The sequence below is a fragment of the Acinetobacter sp. YH12236 genome, from assembly GCF_013417645.1.
GTDB lineage: Bacteria > Pseudomonadota > Gammaproteobacteria > Pseudomonadales > Moraxellaceae > Acinetobacter.
The window spans coordinates 37,522-56,551 of the sequence record NZ_VPDM01000004.1 but is presented as its reverse complement, the minus strand read 5'-3'; the positions used below and the strand labels follow the sequence as shown (position 1 = coordinate 56,551).

Here is a 19,030-nt window from a genome sequence, read left to right as displayed (position 1 = left end):
GACCCCAGTATAAAAATATATCTTTCAAAATTATAAGATGAGTGACGGTCGCCTAGCTGACTTCTGTCTCCATATTGCTGACCTGCCATTTAATATCGGCTGGAATCAGATGCCCTAAAATCGGCTGGAGCTGTTCAGCATTTTGACCACTAACCACAAGTCGGATTTTTAGACTGTCCTTGCACTCATGTTCAAATAATAACCCATTTTTGATCAAAATTCGGGCCGTTTGTCTCGCAACCGCGAATCCTGAGTCAATTAATGTCAGCTTTTGACCAAAAATATACTGAATTGACGATTTTAGGAAGGGGTAATGTGTACATCCTAGCACTAAATAATCAGCACCCTGATCAACAACCGGTTGTAAAATCTGAGTTAATGTCGCCAGACACTCAGGACTCATCTGCTGACCGGCTTCTACAAAAGGCACCAGATCCAGACAGGTCACCGGAATTACTTTGACCTGTGCCGGCTCGGCAAAACGGGTCATGACATCCTTAATCAGCTGGCCACGAAAGGTTGCAGGTGTGGCCAGAACGGCCACCGTTTTGGATTGGGTATTGAGGACTGCAGGTTTGAGCGCTGGCACCAGTCCAATGATCGGAAAGTTTTCACCATAATGCTCACGTAAATAATCCAGGCTAAATGCAGAAGCGGTATTACAGGCAACGACTGCAACTTTACAGCCTTCACGATACAGCCATTCAATCGCTCGCGCAGTTAGGTCACGGATTTCCTGATCTTTACGCGGTCCATAAGGTACGTAAGCCGTGTCGGCATAATAAACAAAGCGTTCATTGGGCAAATACCGGGCAATTTCCAAAGCAACCGACAACCCTCCCACACCAGAATCAAAAATCCCGATAGGTGCATCAGCACTGGCTTTAGGCATGGGATCTACTAAGGGATAAATCGGTTGGATAGCGCTCATAACGTTGCTAGTTGCTTGTTTCAAATGACCTTGCGACAAAGCTTAAACCTCAGGTGCTTAAATGCAAGTCTAAATCACCACTTTTCAAGCTTAAAACCGTCTCTCCAGCAGCATTTTCACCAAGCTCGCCCATCTCCACCAGATGTAAAAAAGCAGCCCGCTGAATAAGCGCATTGATTCCAAAACGCACATGCACATAAGGGCGCAATTCATCCTGATACTGACGCATAAAGATAGGATGTTCGCTATCGACAATAATGATGTCCTGAGTCGTGGTGGTCAGTTGCAGGTAAGTCCTGCCTTCAATCTTGACCTGATCGACCTGATTTACAAACAGAGGTTCATCTTCGACCTCGATTTCAATCATTTCAACCGGCGTCTTTAGATAGAATTTTCCTTCTTCTTTCCAGAGTACCGTGGAAAACAGGTCTATCATCGGCTGACGCTTGATCAATTGACCTTCGTGCCACCATTCTCCATTGGCCAAAACCTTGAGATCCATTGCGCCACAATACTTTGGCTGCCATTGATCCAAAGGCGGGATTGACCTTTTGTGACTGCCCTGTGCATCTTTTAAGTATTGTGCGATATCCATTAAATTTTTATCATCGCTAGAAGCTACTTTTTTCGTCGGATTTTTATCGGGTGCTGACTTATTCATATAAAGAAGACCTTAATGACGGAAAAATAATATGTTTCAGCCAATTGGCTTAACCTGGGTTTAAAACTATACTAGCCCAGATGCTTAAAGACACTACTATTTTTGTGTCTAGGAATTCAGAACACTCATGGCAGCACCCAATCATCCGATTATGGTTGCCACCGAATAGAAATATGAGGAGTCCTACATGGAACACATCGAACGTGAATCGATGGAGTTTGACGTTGTGATCGTAGGTGCGGGTCCTGCCGGCCTGTCTGCTGCAATCAAGATCCGTCAACTTGCAATTGAAAACAATTTAAATGATCTGTCCGTTTGTGTCGTAGAAAAAGGCTCCGAAGTCGGTGCACATATTCTTTCGGGTGCTGTGCTTGAACCACGTGCCATGAACGAACTATTCCCGAACTGGAAAGAAGAAGGTGCACCTTTAAATGTGCCAGTGACAGAAGACAAAACTTTCTTCCTTCTTTCAGATGAAAAATCACAAGAAGCACCGCACTGGATGGTGCCTAAAACTATGCATAACGATGGTAACTACGTGATCTCACTGGGTAACGTGGTGCGCTGGTTAGGCCAGAAAGCCGAAGAGCTGGAAGTATCGATCTTCCCGGGCTTTGCTGCTTCTGAAATTCTGTATCATGAAGATGGTACGGTGAAAGGTATCCAAACCGGTGACATGGGTATTGGTAAAGATGGCGAACCGACGCATAACTTTGCGCCGGGTTATGAGCTGCATGCCAAATACACCATCTTTGCTGAAGGCTGCCGCGGTCATTTAGGTAAACGCCTGATCCAAAAATTCAATCTGGATAAAGATGCTGATCCGCAGCACTACGGGATCGGCATTAAAGAACTCTGGGAAATCGATCCAGCGAAACACAAACCAGGTCTGGTAATGCACGGTGCCGGCTGGCCTTTATCTGAAACCGGTTCGTCAGGTGGCTGGTGGTTATACCATGCTGAAAACAACCAGGTGACTCTGGGCATGATCGTGGATCTGTCTTATGAAAATCCGCACATGTATCCATTCATGGAAATGCAGCGCTGGAAAACCCATCCACTGATCAAACAGTATCTAGAAGGCGGTAAACGTATTTCTTATGGTGCGCGTGCCGTAACCAAAGGTGGTTTTAACTCTCTGCCGAAATTCACCTTCCCGGGTGGATCTTTAATTGGTGATGATGCGGGCTTCCTGAACTTTGCCAAGATCAAAGGCTCACACACTGCCATGAAATCCGGCATGCTCTGCGGTGAAGCGGTATTTGAAGCGATTGCTGCCGGTGTAGAAAAAGGCGGTGATCTGGCTATTGCCCGTGTGACTGAAGGCGAAGACTTCTTTGTTAAAGAACTGACTACTTATACAGACAAGTTCAACAACAGCTGGTTGAAAGAAGAGCTGTACAGCGCGCGTAACTTTGGCCCAGCAATGCACAAGTTCGGTCAATGGATGGGTGGTGCATTCAACTTCATCGACCAGAACGTGTTTAAAGTGCCGTTCACGCTCCATGATTTAGTGCCAGACTTTAAAACTCTGAAAACAGTCGATGCAGTGAACTTCAAGCCGAACTATCCAAAACCGGATGGCAAGCTAACCTTTGACCGTCTGTCTTCTGTGTTTGTATCGAACACGGTACATGAAGAAAACCAGCCAGCGCATTTAAAACTGACCGATGCTTCGATTCCGGTAGATGTCAACTTGCCGAAATGGGATGAGCCTGCACAGCGCTACTGCCCGGCGGGTGTTTACGAAATCATGGAAAATGATGACGGTTCAAAACGCTTCCAGATCAATGCAGCGAACTGTGTACACTGCAAGACCTGTGACATCAAAGATCCATCTCAGAATATCACCTGGGTAACACCGGAAGGTGGCGGTGGTCCGAACTACCCTAATATGTAATGCTTAATTAGCTTGCATAAGCCTCTAAAATAATTAATTATTTTAGAGGCTTTTTTATATTTATAAGATTATGAAATACGCATCATTTAATTTTTTTGTACAAGAAAAAATTAGTATTTAATAGATTTAAATATTTTATCTGCATCATGGCGCTGCCAAATATGGAATAGGCTGTTATGGGTACAATTCATAGCTTTTAATATTTCTTCTTGGGTTTGAATTGAGTTGTAACCATCTAATTTTTTATTAAGAACCTCAAAAAATAATTTATCAGTATTATTTAATTCATTCGGTATATCAATAATGTCTTTTATTGTTTGCACAGTCCAGATTGGTTGAGGGAGTAAATCTTCCCCATAAACCATAATAGATATCCTTACTATGTCTATATAAGGTATTTTTATTATTACATCATCTATATTTACGCCCACAATCTGATCATGCTCTAAGCTAAAATTTTTAATTTTAGTTTTATAATTACTCGTATCTAAATTTTTATTAGCTTCTTTTCTTACTAACCTTTTTAAAAACTTAAACATACAGGCTACCTACTGGAATTAAAATAAAGTCCATTCTGTAAAAGCTTCCAACTCTTCATCATAAGCTTCAACTAATTTATATGCTCCATACCCTCCCGCTAGACCGCCAATTATTACACCTACTGTTGAACATATGGGAGACCCGGGGCCACAAATTCCTCCTGCAATAGCACCACCCACAGCGCCAGCTGCCACTCCTGAGCCTATGGTTGCGGCTTCTTTATAAAATTCCTTTTCTTTATTCTCAGCTGAAAAAATCTCATACCAAGCATAGGAAATTGAAATAACGACAATTACTCTGCCTAGTGGTTTCATATACTTTGCTGCTTTATCAAAAGTTCCATGGGATGCCCCTGATCCTTTAACTACACTATAAAAAACTTTATTTTTATCTACTGTTGAAAGCGCCTGAAAATATGAATTTCTTGTACCTGTTGATGCTTTTACATAATGATCTAAGGTTTGTCTTGACTGATCTTTCAGTCTTTTCCATTTATCAGGATCTTTTAATTTCAATGCATAATATTCTAAGAATTGATCTAAGCTTTTAGCCGCTATTTTTTCTTTTTGTGATCCTGCTAACGCGATTGGAGAATTCTTTTTCCTGGTCTGTTCTAAGATATCATTTCTTAATGTATGAGCCTCTTTCGAAGCATCTTTTACAGTCATTCTTCCATTTTCAACATCCTTTAAGTAATCATGACTCATTTTTTTAATTGCTTTCATATAAGCAATTCTTAAGGAGCTATCATGATCTAAAAAGTTATTACTAAAGTAAAGTGCTGTACCATGTAAGGCTTCAAGTGCTATTTCTAATTCATTTTTAACTTTAACAGGTACTTTATTTGATTCTGCTTGTTTTGTTGTACCTGTAGTTGATTTTAATTTATATATCGATTTATTAAATTCGCCATTTTCTAGTGCGGGAACACGCACTCTGGCAATTTTTGAATTATTTAAAATTAACTCTACAAAGATTAAATCTAATTTATTGCAACTATAGATTTTGGTACAACCATTCGGATCAATTTTTCCTCCATAACTTTTTTGAGTTGTCGTATTTAGTAAGGTATAGCTTAATTTTGATAAAAGGTCTTTATTATCACAGGATACTTTTAAACGAGCCGTATAAGTCATTCTTCTAACTCCGATATCTCTGCATCATATTTATGCACCATAACCGTATATTTTTCTTCCTTATTTTTTGAGGTAATTCTAATAATTCCATCTTTGGGAACCTCTCCTGTTCGTACATTCCTCTGAGAATCAATAAGACTAAAATTTGGAGAGCTTTCTAATAATTTATTGTTTATTTTATGTCGCACATCGAACTCTAAAATATAGGAACTATTATGTGAGGCAGGAAGATAGGGAATATCATGCATTACCTTTTCTCCTGATAAAAATTGATGCTGCCCTGCCTTCATCTCAAACTGACCACCCGTCATCGGCAAAATTCCGGCACTACTGATCTCAACTTGAGAACCGCCCGCAGTTAAAACAATTTCCTTCGCTGCTGTAATTTCGATCTGATCTTCAGTGGAGATAGTTTTGATACCTTTGCGTGCAATAATATCCATCCCATCATTTTGCGCCTGTAGTTCAACTTTGCCTTTTGCGGCATAAGCTCTTAAGCCTTGTTGGGCTGCAAACAGACTGACTTTAGAAGAGGCATGCCCAATAATATTTTTCTGCGAACTTAAATTAATACTGTCCGCTGACTGGTGGCTAATTTGACCCTCCGCAGACAAATGAATATCCTGCTGAGTACTCAGCGCAATGGATTTTGGTGCTGTCAGAATCATAATTGCCTGTTTAAAGGCAGCTGCTTTGTCTTGATCTTGCTGTTCAATTTTCTCAATAAAGCTTTTTAAATTTTCAAAGATTTCAAGCGGATCAGTTTGCTGGTTTTTAGCAACATCACTTAGCGCCTGGCTCATCTGCAAGCCTGATTCAAGCTGGCTTTTCGCTGGTTCAGCATCCATATGTGAACCGTCTGCGGCTTGCTGTTTATGAGCCGAAATCAATAACCCTTCACCTGTACGGACTGCACCCCATTGGTCAGTTCTAAGTTCAAAACCTTCACCCCGTCCTTCACTTTCAGCCTGTTCCTTCGGATAACTCAAGTTACCCAGATTGAGCTGACTGGCAGCTTGACTACTATGTAACTGTATACTGATCTGGCCAGTCGTATCATCAATACGTAGCTGGTTAAAGCCTTGCCCCTGTACTTCTTGCGAGCGAATACCACTGATTTTTTTGGCACCTGGTAGTTGTCCTTTTTGATCAAACTTCGTCGGAGAACGCGGGCCTTCATGAATCCGACCTATCACAAAAGGTCGATCAATATTGCCATCGAAAAAGTCGACGACCACCATTTCACCAATGCGTGGTAAGAAACGGACCCCATAACCTATACCTGCCCACGGGGTCAGAACATCTACCCAGGCTGAATCTGTATCACTGTCATTGCTGCCTGCGCCACCATCGTGAGCATGGTCATCCGGACGAGTGAACAGAAAACGGATTTTGATCCGCCCCCATTCATCCACATAAATATCTTCATCTTCTGGCCCAACTACTTTGGCGCGTTGCGGATAGGCCTGTGGCCGCTGCAATAAAGGTTGATACTCAGGAACCAAGTGAATATGGCGACGTTGCAAGAATAGCTGGTTGGCCTGACGCTCACCTGCGTCCTTGAATTCTGTCATTTGCCAGCAGCTTTGCTGAATTAAAGCATGAACCTGTTCATTTAAGTCTTTAGGCAAATTATTCTGGTTATAAAATTTCTTGGAGATGATTAAAAATTCTTTTTCTACTACTGGATGCTGATCAATTTCAGGATGCTGATCCAGCCGGAACCAGTAACCCACTTGGGCATCACGTACTGTGGATGTTGCTAAAAATTGTTTGGCCTGTGCAGCATAGAAATGCTGCAAATTTTGGTTTATTTTCTCGATTTGTGCATCCGAGGCTAGAGTTGCCTGATCTGCATGCCTGAGATCAGTCACCCATGCCGGACTGATGTTCCAGGCCTGTTCCAATGCCAGACTGGCATTATCCTGAACCTGACTCTGCTGGTGCTTGCTTTGTACTGAACCTACACCTTCTTCCTGATTCAAGCGATCGGCATGCCAGCGCTGGATATATACAGCGGTCGGCTGCAACTGCCGTTCTGCAATAAAACTGGTCATGCTATCTTCTTGTTCAGTCGCACTGGAACGATGGAAACGGATCGCTCTGCGGCTTAAAGCTTGGTAGTAGCTATTGTCATCAATTAATCTAAGCTTTTGTGCTGCAATCGGTGCAGATGAATGCACAATTATAAGCTCAGACTCATCAATCAGCCAGTTAATCCCTTCACTACGCCATAAACGGGTTAAAAAGTCATAGTCGCTTTCATTCAACTGCATAGTAAAAGGACGTACATCATAAGTTTGCTGCAAACCGGATAAATCCAGCTTAAGTGCAGCCGCAAATAATGGACTCTTACCCTGCCATTCTTTGAATAAGATTTCAGTAATCTCTCGGACACTCTTGTCCATGAACACACGACTATTACGGCGTTTATGCCATAGCGACGTTGCATCTTCCAGGGTGAGTTTATAAAGCACTAATGCACCATCACTCTGTCCCTGAGTTGCTGCAGTAATAATTCCGGAACTGCGAAATAACTGTCCTTGATCCGTGACCTGATCTATCGCTACTTGAATTCCAATAAATTCTTTAAGGGGAATCAAGGCATTAGTCGACACACAAATCAGCTCAATTTTTAGTCCCTGATTCAGGACATGTTGGCCATCAATACGTTGCAGAAAAACTTCAGAATTAAGTTTTTGATGGGAAAACTGAACAAGCAAAGCACGCTTCTGTGCGCTAAGACCCAATTGCTCTAATACTTGAGCGATATGATTTTTTATCATTTTTAATTGTTATAAATATTTTTGCGGCATTATAGTGAATTATTTATATCCAGCCTAGATTCATTGGTCTGGCCATGGTTCCGATTCATCACTGTAATTCTGGAAGAGGCTTGAATATCAAATTTTTATTTTCTGAAAGTCAGGAACTTCAAGCAGATCAAGTATTCAAAAAAAAATAGCTTTCTTTTCATTTTAATCTTTCAAAAATATGGGCAAATGAATCACTCATCTACCCAAAAAATCTCTTAACCGCCTTTTTTCACCAGATAATGGAACTCTTTATTGCCATTTTCATCCAGACGTTCTTCTTGAAGCAGCAGTTCATGGCCAAGGTGCATACAGAATTTTGGAATATCCCAAGAAGTTGAATTATCCGTAGCAAAAACTTCAACTACATCACCAGCTTTAGACTTACGGATGGCTTGATGCAACATCATCACTGGCTCAGGGCAGCGTAATCCACGGGTATTCAATTGCAGGCTTGGCGTAATTTCGGCTTCAGACATCGACAGACTCAGGAATTCAAGATCAGCCTTATTTTAGCATAAAGCGGCTATCGCATTGCAGCCCGCGCTTTGAACCAATTCACAAAACCATACTGACCCGCGCGATCAAGTCTGCGCAGCATAATTACAATAGACAAGCGTATTTTCTGCGGTATGATAAAATCACGTTTTTTTAGATATTAAGAGTCTTTAGGAAAGATCATGCACGAGGAATCAGGCCCGTCGTGGGGTATGCGCGGCTTACGTAAATGGCTGGGAACTGCACCCGAAACTCGCGACGAACTGCTAAAATTAGTACAAGATTCACGTCGATTTTTAGAACCCGATACTGTTGCAATGCTGGAAGGCGTATTGGATCTGCCAGCCACCAAAATTCGTGAAGTCATGACGCCAAGAACGTCCATGATTAGCTTGCAGGAAGATGACCAACTTCTGGAAATTCTGCATGTTTTAGTTGAATCTGCGCATTCGCGATTCCCTGTGTTCTCATCGGATCAACCGGATAATGTGGTTGGTATTTTGCTGGCCAAAGATCTGCTTCCTTTCCTGACCGAGCCTTCTTCCAAAGTCGATATTCGTGCCTTGATGCGTCAGCCGCTGTTTGTGCCGGAAAGTGCACGTTCGGATCAGGTTCTACGTATGCTGAAAAATACCCAGACTCATATTGCGGTAGTGATTGATGAGTACGGTACAACTTCAGGTCTGGTGACCCTAGAAGATATTCTCGAAGAAATTGTGGGTGAAATTGAAGACGAACATGATATTGCGGATGAAGAAGCACAATATATTGTTCCGGATCAAGACCCGAAGACAGCCAATACCTGGGTAGTACAAGCGCTGACGCCAATCGAGCATTTTAACAATATGCTAGATGCCAATTTCTCCGATGATGAAGTTGAAACCATGGGCGGTTTGTTATTACAAGAAATTGGTCTGGTAAATGATTTGGAAGGTCAGACGATTGAACTGGAAAACTGGCAATTTACCATTCTTGAGGCAGATTCACGCTCTATTCGTTTAATTCGAGCTGTGCGCCAATGAGAGCATATTTCGATAAGCTATTAAATCCAGCCCAGCAGCAAAAGCAGCTAGCCTTAATTTATCCTGTATTGATTGCCTTATTTGCAGGAGCCATTTTTAGCCTGGCACTGGCACCTTATCATTACTGGTGGCTGGCGATTCTCTCTCCTGCCTTACTGTATGCTTGCGTCCGTGGTCGTAGTGCGAAACAGGCCTTTGGCATTGGCTGGGCTTATGGGATTGGATTATGGTTTGTGGGTGCATTCTGGCTCTATACCTCTATTCATGTGTATGGCGATACCAGTGCTTTCCTGAGCGTAATCATGATCCTGATCATGGCGATTGTCATGGGACTGTTTACTGCGCTTCAGACTTTTATTTATCGTCGCTTTTTCCCGGAAACACCTCTTACCTTTGCACCACTTTGGGTAATCTTTGAATGGGCCAAAACCTGGGTATTTACCGGTTTCCCATGGTTATTTGCAGGTTACGCTTTTACTGAGCTTTATCTGGATGCCTATGCGCCTTTATTTGGTGTATTTGGGGTGTCCTTTGTAGTGATTGTTCTGGCCTGTGCGCTGGTTGAAATCTTAAGTAAACGGGTCTTCTGGATCGTGCCTTCTGCACTCTTGTTATTGGGTGCCTGGGGTGCTGCACAACTGACTTTCGTGCAAGAAAAAAATGAAAAGCCGCTCACCGTTTCTCTGATCCAGGGCAATATTCCTCAGGACCTGAAATGGTTAACTGAATATCAGGTAAAAACTCTGCTGATCTATGCCAATCTGAGCAAGACTGAATGGGGACGTGACCTAATTGTCTGGCCAGAATCTTCGATTCCGATGTTCCAGACCGACATCGAACCTTTCCTGGATGCCATGAAAGTTCAGGCAGAAAAATCTGGAACAGCTTGGGTCACAGGTATTCCGTTCTGGGATCTGGCTGAGTCACAGGAAGCAGGCACGCCAAAATATTACAATAGCATCATGGCGACCGGTAATGAGTCGAGTGGTTTGTATAAGAAGCAGCGTCTGGTGCCTTTTGGGGAATATATTCCACTTTCTGGCGCACTCAGCTGGGTACTGCCAGCTCTGCAAAACGACCCTTCGGTGAGTGGTTTCTCGCGTGGTGCGGATATCCAGAAACCATTAAATGTGAAAAACCATCCTCTAGGTGCGGCAATTTGCTATGAAGTGGCTTATCCAAACCTGACTCGTCGTAATGCCAGCCAAAGCGATTTTCTGGTGACCGTATCTAATGATGCCTGGTTTACTGGCACTGCCGGTCCACAGCAACATTTACAGATGGTACAAATGCGGGCCAAGGAAAATGGTCGCTGGTTTATTCGTGCTACCAATACTGGGGTAACTGCGTTCATCGACCACAATGGCCATATTGTGAAACGTGCACCTATGGATAAAGAAGCTATACTCCGCGGTGAGCTACCCGCCATGCAGGGTGAAACGCTCTACATGAAACTCAGCGACTGGCCAGTGCTGATTTTCTCCGTATTGCTCTTATTACTAGGTTGGCGCTTCCGCCCACGTAAAGTGGATATCAGCTTTAAGTCTAGAAGATAGTTCTCTCAAAAGCCCCCTTTGCAAAAGGTGAGTCCTATATGGTGCAAGAAGGGGGATTAATTTTCTAAACCCCTCCCGACCTCCCTTTTAAAAAGAGAGGGGCGATAAAAAACCGAGGTTCATGCCTCGTTTTTTATCTATATATTTATTAAGAATGTTATTAAAACTGGATCACCAGATAAGACAACATGCTCGCCAGTGACAACATTGGAATATAACGATAGATCTGTACAATACCGTTTTCAAATGCAGAAGCCTGTTCTTGTTTAAACTGCACGACAGATGCTTTTAATGCTGACCAGAAGCATAGTACGAATAAGGTACTCATCATGCTAATGGCAAAGAAACCCACCATAATCTGGCTGCTGCCTTCAGTGGTCTGCCATAAATGCAAAATTCCTTGGCTGGCTGGAAGAATGCTTAAAACCAAAAGAACAGATTTCAGCATCGACCAATGAAACTGGTTTATTTCATCCGACAATATTAATGCTTTCATACCATTCTCCTTTGGCTAAAAAAGGGCCATTAAGAATATTATGAGCTATTTTTTGTAAATAGAAAGTCTATATTTATTCACATTTTACGATAATTGTAATAGATAAATATGGGAATAATTCTTATTATAACTATCAAATCATCAATATTATAGTAATAGCATTAAATTCAGTTATTTATATTATATTTTATGATTGAGAGTTATTATCACTTCACCCAATATTGAAACAATCAATCAAGTGAAGTGATATATTCAATAACCTACTAATTTATAATAATTATCAGTTAAGGTTGGTAATAAATATCAGCATCAGTTCCTTCGCCACCCGCCTGTCCATCAGCACCAAAAGAATACAAGTCGAAGGCACGGCCGTTAGTTCCCGGAATCACGTATTGCAGGTCATTATCCCAGCTGTCTTTTGGATAACCACCTTTCACATAGCCGCCTGGGAGCCAGTTCTTCGCTGTTGCCGGCTGATTTACCAGCGCATCCAGACCACCTTCCTGCATGCTTGGATATTTGCCATTGTCCAGCTTATATTGATCCAGTGAACCCGCAATACTTTGCAATTTGATGACTGTGGTATCCACTTTAGCCTTTTCACCGCGTCCCATTACATTTGGAACAATTAGGGCCGCAAGCACACCGAGAATAACAATAACCACCATTACTTCAATCAGGGTAAAACCTGAGGCACGATGGGCACGTAACTGGCTCACACGTACGGTAGGTTTAACAGCTGTAATTGAAGGGGCTTTGGCTTGATTTGGATTCCTTTTCATTCAATATCTCTCATTCATCTTTAGAAAGTTTCAGGCACTTTCAATTCTTCATAGACGTTACACATGTTATTTAAATCATATTATTCATATTGACGATTGGCAGCATCACCGCGATCACAATTACCAGCACAATACTGGCCATGAGTACCAGCATCAGCGGCTCCAGAAGCGCAAGTAATGTCGAAATCAGTGTGGTCACTTCCCGATCCTGCATGGTCGATGCCCGTTCCAGCATACGATCCAGCTCCCCCGAGGCTTCACCACTTTTGATCATTTGTACCATCATCGGGGGGAAATAACCACTACGTTCCAGCTGGGTAGCCAGGTTCCCGCCTTCAGTGACTTTTTCAGCAGCCAAATTAACCGAATCCCGGATCACCCAGTTATTACTTACCGCTGCCCCGATGCGTAAGGCATCCACCAATGGCACACCAGACTGAGTCAGAATCGATAGAGTACTGGCAAAACGGGCAGCATTAATGCCACGTGATAATTTTCCGAATAAAGGTAGTTTCAGAGTCAGGCGATCAAAAGCATAATGCCCAGCGGTCGTTCTTAAAAAACGTACCAGCAGAAAAATACCTGCCGCACTCCCTATCAACAAAAATGGCCAGGCGATCCGGATAAAATCGCTGACTTTCATTAAAGTCACTGTAATCCACGGCAAGGCATCTTTGCTTTGATCAAAGGTCTTGACGATATCCGGTACCACATAGGTCATCAGGCCCATCACAATCGCAAAAGACATCAAGAGCAAAATAATCGGATAGATCATCGCCCCTTGAATCTTTTTCTGCATGGCGAAGCGGTTTTCGGTATAGTCGGCTAACTGATCCAAAATCAAATCCAAGTGACCAGAACGTTCGCCGGCCGCAATGGTGGCAATATACAGTTCCGGAAAACGTCCAGACTGTTGCAGTGCCTGAGCCAAGCTATGCCCTTCCAGCACCTTGGAGCGTACTGACATCAGCAGATTTTGCACATGAACTTTTTCGCTCTGCTTGCCGACGGCGCGAATGGCTTCTTCTAGCGGAATTGCGGCAGCGACCAGTACCGAGAGTTGCCGGGTCATAAGGGCCAGATCATAGGCAGTGATGCTTTTTTCAAACCATTTGCGACGGTAGTGCTGGTCTTTTTTCTCAACCGGATCTACAGAGACCGGAATCAGCGCCTGATCCCGAAGCTGTTGCCGGATTTGTCGTGCTGAATCCCCCTCAAGCACGCCTTTTTGCTGCTTCCCTGAAGCGTCAAGCGCAGTAAACTGATATGCAGGCATTGTAATGCTCTAATTTTCCAAAATTTTGCTTAACGCTGTTGCGTCAGACCATCAAAATCATTCATATTCTTCAATATAAATTATCTGCTCACTCTAACATAACTGAACTTTGAGCACGACGAAATTTCATCAGGACCCACTCTGTTACTATGCCAAATTCTGTTCCCGTTACTGCCCCTGTTTATCGTGTTCGTGTTGCAGTGCCGGTGCATCTGTTTGACTGTTTTGACTATAGCTTGAGTCAGGAACAATATCAGCAGGCAGAAGTGGGGGCCCGAGTCGCGGTTTCTTTTGGCCGGCAAAATCTGGTCGGCGTGATTACTGAAAAATTACCGCTAGATGCTCCGATTGATCCCAGTTTCAAACTGAAAGCCATTACCGAGCTTTTAGATGACCGTGCCATTATCAATTCCCAGGTTTTAAGTGTATTGACCTGGTCAGCACAGTATTACCAGTTTCCCATTGGAGAAGTGATCCAGACTGCCTTGCCGACCTTATTGCGTCAGGGCAAACCTTATAACCTGCTGGCCCGAAACTGGAAATTGCTGGATCATGAGGCTGAAGCCAAGGTTCGCCGTTCCGAGAGGCAACAGGAAGCCTATCGGATTCTAAAACTACATCCGGTGGGAACAACTGAGAATCTCTTAAATCTGGCCGGAATAGAAACAGCGACTTTAAAAGCGCTCGAAAAAAAAGGAATTTGCGAATGTGTCCTGGAAGCACAGGATTTTAGCCCGCAACCTGTACAACTGGCCCAGATGCCATTAACGGCCAATCCGGAACAAAAGCATGCGATTCAGCAAGTGCTGAAATACCGCAAGCAATATCAGGCCTTTTTACTCGATGGCCTGACTGGCAGCGGCAAAACTGAAGTCTATCTTCAGATCATGGAACAGGTACTTAAACAGGGCAAGCAGGTACTGGTACTGGTGCCTGAAATCGGACTGACGCCACAAACGATTAGCCGCTTTCAGTCTCGTTTCCATTGTCATATTGCCCTGCTTCACTCTGGCCTGAATGACAGTAAACGCTTACAAGCCTGGCAAGCCGCTGAAACCGGTAAAGCGTCCATTGTGCTTGGCACCCGTTCTGCGATCTATACACCGATGCCGAATCTGGGTTTGATCATTCTGGATGAAGAGCATGACCTGTCTTTTAAACAGCAGGAAGGCTTTCGCTATCATGCCCGTGATGTGGCATTGTACCGGGGACATTTACAGCAATGTCCAGTCCTCTTGGGTTCGGCCACCCCCAGCATTGACAGTTATGCACTGGTGCAGCAAGGTAAAATGCAGGTACTGGAACTGAATCAACGCGCGGGTACAGCACTAATGCCAAAAATCCATATTCTGGATTTAAAAGTGGCACCAAAGCAGCATGGCATCAGCCTGCATCTGATTGAAGAAATCAAAAAGCGCCTGGCTAAAAAAGAACAGGTGCTCATTTTTCTGAATCGTCGTGGTTATGCGCCCGTACTGATTTGTGGCAGTTGTGGCTGGCAGGCGCAGTGTCCGAACTGTGATGCCAATTTCACTGTGCACCGGCAACCTTATCAACATCTGCATTGTCATCATTGCGGCACCATTCATCGTATGCCTGAACAGTGTCCGCAATGCCAGCATCAGGAGTTGGCCACTTTAGGCATGGGGACTGGAAAAGTTGAAGAACATCTGAATGAGCTTTTTCCAGATTTTGAAGTGATCCGGGTCGATCGCGACTCAACCAGCCGGGTTGGCAGCTGGCAGAAAATCTATGACAAGATTCAAAAAAGCGAGCCTGCAATTCTGCTCGGCACGCAGATGCTCGCCAAAGGCCATCATTTTCCTTATGTCACGCTGGTTGCAATTTTGGATATCGATTCTGGTCTTCTTAGCGTTGATTTCCGGGCCACAGAACGTACAGCACAATTGATCGTACAGGTCGCAGGTCGTGCAGGACGTGGGGAACATAAAGGGGATGTATATTTACAGACCCTAAGACCTGATCATGCGCTGCTGAATACCTTAGTCACTGAAAATTACCGCGCTTTTGCCAAGCAGACTTTGACCGAACGGCAAATCGCCCAGATGCCTCCTTTTCGTTATGCCGTGCTGATTCGCTGTGAATCCAAAGATCAGGCACAAAATACCGAATTCTTACAGAAACATGCTGCCCTGCTCAGGCAATATCCCGATCTGGTGCTGGACATCTGGGGTCCCATTCCTGCCCCGATGGAACGCAAAGCCGGACGCTATCAATCCCATATGGTGCTATTGTCCGCAGACCGTGCCCGTTTGCATTATTATGTCCGTAGCTGGTGGCAAAACCTGTTACAGGATAAGCCATCCAATATGAAGCTGACACTGGATATCGATCCACAAGAACTCAGCTAAAATATTGAGACCATCTTCATTTGATAAAGGCTCAACTTTAAGACTGGATGAAAATAAAATTTAAGGCGGAAAAATGTCGATACTGTTACAAATAGCGCTGGTTCTGGCGATTGCACTGTTCATGGTGCCACTGAGCCATAAACTCAGACTGCCAACAGTGCTGGGCTATTTACTGACAGGTTTAATCATTGGGTCGAGTGCCTTAGCGCTGATCTCTGCTCCTGAGGTGATGCAGACTTTTATTCAAATCAGCCTGTTGACCCTAATGTTCTGGATTGGTCTGCAACTCAGACCACAACGAATTCTTCAGCTTGGGCAACCCCTGTGGTTTATGGCCATTTTACAGGTACTGAGCACGACCCTGATTTTGAGCCTGCTGGCCTGGTTCTTTCTCGATCAGCATCTGGTTTCCAGCATTGTTATCGGACTGGCCGGCAGCCTCTCTGCCATGACGTTGGTGACCCAGTTTTTAAATAATCAGCAACAACTGGCGACCAGTTATGGTCAATCCGCTTATGCCAACACCCTGATTCATGCACTGATTGCAATTCCTATCATTGCAGCGATTCCGCTTTTTGCTGGGGTCAGTTCAACAGAACATGGCATAGCTTATTTTGCTGCCATGATGGCTACCTTTACTGGCTTATTTCTATGTAACCGCTATTTCATGCAGCCGCTCTATCGCTGGATTGCCAAAAGTGGTCGTCATGAATTGCATAGCATTGTTACCATTGTCATTTTCTTGGGCTTACTAGTCCTGATGGATACGCTGGGACTGAATCTGTACCTGGCAGCATTATTTTCAGGTATGTTACTGGCAGATTCTGATTTCCGGATTTCGATTGAAAAGAGTCTGCAGCCTTTTAGCGGTTTATTGATTGGGTTGGCTTTTATCAGTCTGGGCATGTCATTGCAGTTTGCCGATGTGCTGACGCAACCCGTATTGATTATTGCCGGAACACTTTCGCTGATCCTGATTAAATTTGCGATTACCTTAGGATTGGCACGTTATTATCAGCATAGTTGGCGCAACAGTACGCTACTGGCTGCCAGTGTGGCACAAAGTGGTGAATTCGCTTTTCTGGCACTCATCATTGCACTTTCGCAGCAGATCATTACTCCAACCCTGCTCTCTCCATTAATGTGGATGGCAAGTTTATCCATGCTACTCACACCGGCATTTTACTGGTTATTGCATAACCAGATTCTGCCACGACTGGATCGGCAAAATCATTTGGCAGCGACCTTTGACATTGAAAGCCTTCCACCAAATACCGCACCAATTTTATTAATCGGTTTTGGCCGTTTTGGCCAGATCATTGCCCGTATTTTGCTGCAACAGCAGCAAAAATTCAGTGTAATGGACAGCAATATCGAAGCAACTGAATTGCTGACCTCTTACGGTATTACCTTCTATCAGGCCAATGCGACTGAGCCAGAGGCTTTAGCTCAGGCAAATCTGGATACGGTTCAGCATGTGATTGTCGCCATTGATGATATTGAAGATTCACTGCTGACCGTCCGACATCTGCGCTTAAATTATCCTGACATGTCTTTATGGGTACGGGCACGTAACCGGCATCATGTCCATCTACTTCAGGAGCTGGGCGTGGAACGAATCTGGCGAGAAACCTATGCTTCTGCACTAGAACTAAGTCAGTGTCTGCTAGGTCAGCTGAGTGGGTTGTCTGAAGAACAGGCGCAACAAAAGATCCATGAGTTTCATACTCATGATCAGAAACTGCTCAATCGTCAATTTCATCCGGATACGGAGAGTCCGTTTAATTTCGCAGGCTCAAGGAATACACTGGCAGAACTGGAGCATCTTCTTGCTCAGGATCAGCTAAAAAAAGCACCAGAACAGGATACGGACACGCAACAGGACAACAACGCTTCAGGAATTGATGCCATAAGAGATGATCTGGCATAACTTGTGTTTTACAATAATGCCACCATTAAAGCAGGGTTATGGAGAATTTTATGTCTGATTTACGCCAACGCTTTTTTATTGAAGATAGCCCTGTTCGTGGTGAAGTGGTGCATCTTGAAGAAGCTTTACAAACAATTTTGGCCCAGCGTGACTATGCGCCTGCAGTAAAAATCCTGTTAGGTGAAATGCTGAGCGCCACTGCACTATTGGCCAGCACCCTGAAAATTAAAGGGCGTATCAGCCTACAAATTCAGGCTTCAGGCACATTTAAATGGGCAATGGCTGAATGTAACCATCGCGGTGAAGTACGTGCACTGGCGGATTACGAAGAAGATCCACACTTTCAGGCAGCAGAAGATAGCAGCACAGTTTTAAAATCACTGACTAATCCAGTGCTGTTTATCAATATCGAGCCTGAATTTGGTGAACGTTATCAGGGTATTGTTCCGCTTGATCAGGAAAATCTGGCTGGCTGTCTGATGCAATATTATGACCTGTCTGCCCAGATTCCGACACGTATCGTGCTGGCCAGTGACAACAACCGTGCAGGTGGTTTGCTGATTCAATTGCTACCGCGTAACAGTGAAGAAGAACAACGCCGTGTCGATGAAGACTTATGGCCACGTCTGACCATGCTGACTGAAACATTAAAAACAGAAGAACTGGTCACTCTGGAGGCCAATGAAATTCTCTATCGTTTATATAACGAAGAAGAAGTGCGCTTACCAGAAGTAGAACATTTGCAGTTTGGCTGTACCTGTTCTAAAGAACGTTGTGCGATTGCCTTACAGCAGATTGGTGTAGAATCGGTTCGTGAAACTTTAGAATTCCAGAATCCAATTGAGATGGACTGTCAGTTCTGTAATAGCCGTTATATTTTTACGGCTGAAGAAGCTTTGAGCCTGTTTGGTGAACACCTCAGTTAATAACAGCCCCTGCTCGACTCAAAAAAAGCACTCAATATTGAGTGCTTTTTTCATTTTATATTTTCATAAAATATTGACCAAAATTCCTCATAAAAAAAAGACAAATGTACTTAATTTCAAGCTTGCCTCATGATTAAAATTTGCACACCGATAGAATCAGAAGATCAACGGTATTTTCAAAGTAAAAAAAT

At 43.7% G+C, this 19,030-nt stretch carries 15 protein-coding genes; 6 read left to right on the top strand and 9 right to left on the bottom strand.

Features of this window, described 5'->3' with window-relative positions; all coding sequences use genetic code 11:
- Positions 1-52: 52 nt before the first annotated feature.
- Both murI and FTV14_RS03245 read right to left on the bottom strand, forming a co-directional pair.
- Positions 53-931, bottom strand: coding sequence for a glutamate racemase (gene murI, locus FTV14_RS03250; RefSeq protein WP_166138033.1), 879 nt, complete (start codon positions 929-931; stop codon positions 53-55).
- A 49-nt stretch (positions 932-980) separates the two neighbouring features.
- Positions 981-1,592, bottom strand: a complete 612-nt coding sequence (locus FTV14_RS03245) for a DUF1285 domain-containing protein (RefSeq protein WP_180053326.1) — start codon at positions 1,590-1,592, stop codon at positions 981-983.
- A 187-nt stretch (positions 1,593-1,779) separates the two neighbouring features.
- Here FTV14_RS03245 and FTV14_RS03240 point away from each other — a divergent pair, with 187 nt between their 5' ends.
- On the top strand, positions 1,780-3,492 hold the full coding sequence (locus tag FTV14_RS03240) for an electron transfer flavoprotein-ubiquinone oxidoreductase (protein WP_180053325.1): 1,713 nt from the start codon (positions 1,780-1,782) through the stop codon (positions 3,490-3,492).
- Positions 3,493-3,602: 110 nt separating this feature from the next.
- On the opposite strand, the gene FTV14_RS03235 is transcribed toward FTV14_RS03240, so the two are convergent.
- The 4 genes from FTV14_RS03235 to tusA form a co-directional block, all read right to left on the bottom strand.
- Positions 3,603-4,031 (bottom strand): hypothetical protein, encoded by a 429-nt coding sequence (locus FTV14_RS03235; RefSeq protein WP_166134832.1) that lies wholly within the window; start codon positions 4,029-4,031, stop codon positions 3,603-3,605.
- Between the two features lie 18 nt (positions 4,032-4,049).
- The gene (locus tag FTV14_RS03230; protein ID WP_180053324.1) at positions 4,050-5,168 is read right to left on the bottom strand and encodes a hypothetical protein; all 1,119 of its coding nucleotides are present in this window, start codon (positions 5,166-5,168) and stop codon (positions 4,050-4,052) included.
- Positions 5,165-7,954, bottom strand: coding sequence for a type VI secretion system Vgr family protein (locus FTV14_RS03225; protein WP_180053323.1), 2,790 nt, complete (start codon positions 7,952-7,954; stop codon positions 5,165-5,167). Before FTV14_RS03225 ends, FTV14_RS03230 begins: the two co-directional genes overlap by 4 nt.
- A 245-nt stretch (positions 7,955-8,199) precedes the next feature.
- Positions 8,200-8,460: a sulfurtransferase TusA gene (gene tusA, locus FTV14_RS03220; RefSeq protein ID WP_004781744.1), complete on the bottom strand. Its 261-nt coding sequence runs from the start codon at positions 8,458-8,460 to the stop codon at positions 8,200-8,202.
- Between the two features lie 201 nt (positions 8,461-8,661).
- On the opposite strand from tusA, the gene FTV14_RS03215 reads away from it, so the two are divergent.
- Both FTV14_RS03215 and lnt read left to right on the top strand, forming a co-directional pair.
- The gene (locus FTV14_RS03215; RefSeq protein WP_004781742.1) at positions 8,662-9,501 is read left to right on the top strand and encodes an HlyC/CorC family transporter; all 840 of its coding nucleotides are present in this window, start codon (positions 8,662-8,664) and stop codon (positions 9,499-9,501) included.
- On the top strand, positions 9,498-11,057 hold the full coding sequence (lnt, locus tag FTV14_RS03210; RefSeq protein WP_166134823.1) for an apolipoprotein N-acyltransferase: 1,560 nt from the start codon (positions 9,498-9,500) through the stop codon (positions 11,055-11,057). The genes FTV14_RS03215 and lnt overlap by 4 nt, the downstream gene beginning before the upstream one ends.
- A 160-nt stretch (positions 11,058-11,217) precedes the next feature.
- Here lnt and FTV14_RS03205 read toward each other — a convergent pair whose 3' ends face one another.
- The 3 genes from FTV14_RS03205 to gspF form a co-directional block, all read right to left on the bottom strand.
- Positions 11,218-11,553: a hypothetical protein gene (locus tag FTV14_RS03205; protein ID WP_034705833.1), complete on the bottom strand. Its 336-nt coding sequence runs from the start codon at positions 11,551-11,553 to the stop codon at positions 11,218-11,220.
- A gap of 284 nt (positions 11,554-11,837) precedes the next feature.
- On the bottom strand, positions 11,838-12,335 hold the full coding sequence (gene gspG, locus FTV14_RS03200; protein ID WP_218946463.1) for a type II secretion system major pseudopilin GspG: 498 nt from the start codon (positions 12,333-12,335) through the stop codon (positions 11,838-11,840).
- A 70-nt stretch (positions 12,336-12,405) separates the two neighbouring features.
- A complete protein-coding gene (gspF, locus tag FTV14_RS03195) occupies positions 12,406-13,611 on the bottom strand; it encodes a type II secretion system inner membrane protein GspF (protein WP_180053322.1) in 1,206 nt (401 codons plus the stop codon).
- Positions 13,612-13,760: 149 nt separating this feature from the next.
- On the opposite strand from gspF, the gene FTV14_RS03190 reads away from it, so the two are divergent.
- The 3 genes from FTV14_RS03190 (at position 13,761) to hslO (ending at position 18,839) form a co-directional block, all read left to right on the top strand.
- Positions 13,761-15,983, top strand: coding sequence for a primosomal protein N' (locus FTV14_RS03190; protein ID WP_180011868.1), 2,223 nt, complete (start codon positions 13,761-13,763; stop codon positions 15,981-15,983).
- 73 nt (positions 15,984-16,056) lie between these two features.
- Positions 16,057-17,913, top strand: coding sequence for a cation:proton antiporter (locus FTV14_RS03185; protein ID WP_180053321.1), 1,857 nt, complete (start codon positions 16,057-16,059; stop codon positions 17,911-17,913).
- Between the two features lie 50 nt (positions 17,914-17,963).
- A complete protein-coding gene (gene hslO / locus FTV14_RS03180; protein ID WP_004781734.1) occupies positions 17,964-18,839 on the top strand; it encodes an Hsp33 family molecular chaperone HslO in 876 nt (291 codons plus the stop codon).
- The last annotated feature ends 191 nt before the right edge of the window (positions 18,840-19,030 follow it).

What these genes read in the sequence shown, in the direction of transcription:
- murI (WP_166138033.1), bottom strand. Translation starts at nt 931, where the DNA reads ATGAGCGCTATCCAACCGATTTATCCCTTAGTAGATCCCATGCCTAAA.
- FTV14_RS03245 (WP_180053326.1), bottom strand. Translation starts at nt 1,592, where the DNA reads ATGAATAAGTCAGCACCCGATAAAAATCCGACGAAAAAAGTAGCTTCT.
- FTV14_RS03240 (WP_180053325.1), top strand. Translation starts at nt 1,780, where the DNA reads ATGGAACACATCGAACGTGAATCGATGGAGTTTGACGTTGTGATCGTA.
- FTV14_RS03235 (WP_166134832.1), bottom strand. Translation starts at nt 4,031, where the DNA reads ATGTTTAAGTTTTTAAAAAGGTTAGTAAGAAAAGAAGCTAATAAAAAT.
- FTV14_RS03230 (WP_180053324.1), bottom strand. Translation starts at nt 5,168, where the DNA reads ATGACTTATACGGCTCGTTTAAAAGTATCCTGTGATAATAAAGACCTT.
- FTV14_RS03225 (WP_180053323.1), bottom strand. Translation starts at nt 7,954, where the DNA reads ATGATAAAAAATCATATCGCTCAAGTATTAGAGCAATTGGGTCTTAGC.
- tusA (WP_004781744.1), bottom strand. Translation starts at nt 8,460, where the DNA reads ATGTCTGAAGCCGAAATTACGCCAAGCCTGCAATTGAATACCCGTGGA.
- FTV14_RS03215 (WP_004781742.1), top strand. Translation starts at nt 8,662, where the DNA reads ATGCACGAGGAATCAGGCCCGTCGTGGGGTATGCGCGGCTTACGTAAA.
- lnt (WP_166134823.1), top strand. Translation starts at nt 9,498, where the DNA reads ATGAGAGCATATTTCGATAAGCTATTAAATCCAGCCCAGCAGCAAAAG.
- FTV14_RS03205 (WP_034705833.1), bottom strand. Translation starts at nt 11,553, where the DNA reads ATGAAAGCATTAATATTGTCGGATGAAATAAACCAGTTTCATTGGTCG.
- gspG (WP_218946463.1), bottom strand. Translation starts at nt 12,335, where the DNA reads ATGAAAAGGAATCCAAATCAAGCCAAAGCCCCTTCAATTACAGCTGTT.
- gspF (WP_180053322.1), bottom strand. Translation starts at nt 13,611, where the DNA reads ATGCCTGCATATCAGTTTACTGCGCTTGACGCTTCAGGGAAGCAGCAA.
- FTV14_RS03190 (WP_180011868.1), top strand. Translation starts at nt 13,761, where the DNA reads ATGCCAAATTCTGTTCCCGTTACTGCCCCTGTTTATCGTGTTCGTGTT.
- FTV14_RS03185 (WP_180053321.1), top strand. Translation starts at nt 16,057, where the DNA reads ATGTCGATACTGTTACAAATAGCGCTGGTTCTGGCGATTGCACTGTTC.
- hslO (WP_004781734.1), top strand. Translation starts at nt 17,964, where the DNA reads ATGTCTGATTTACGCCAACGCTTTTTTATTGAAGATAGCCCTGTTCGT.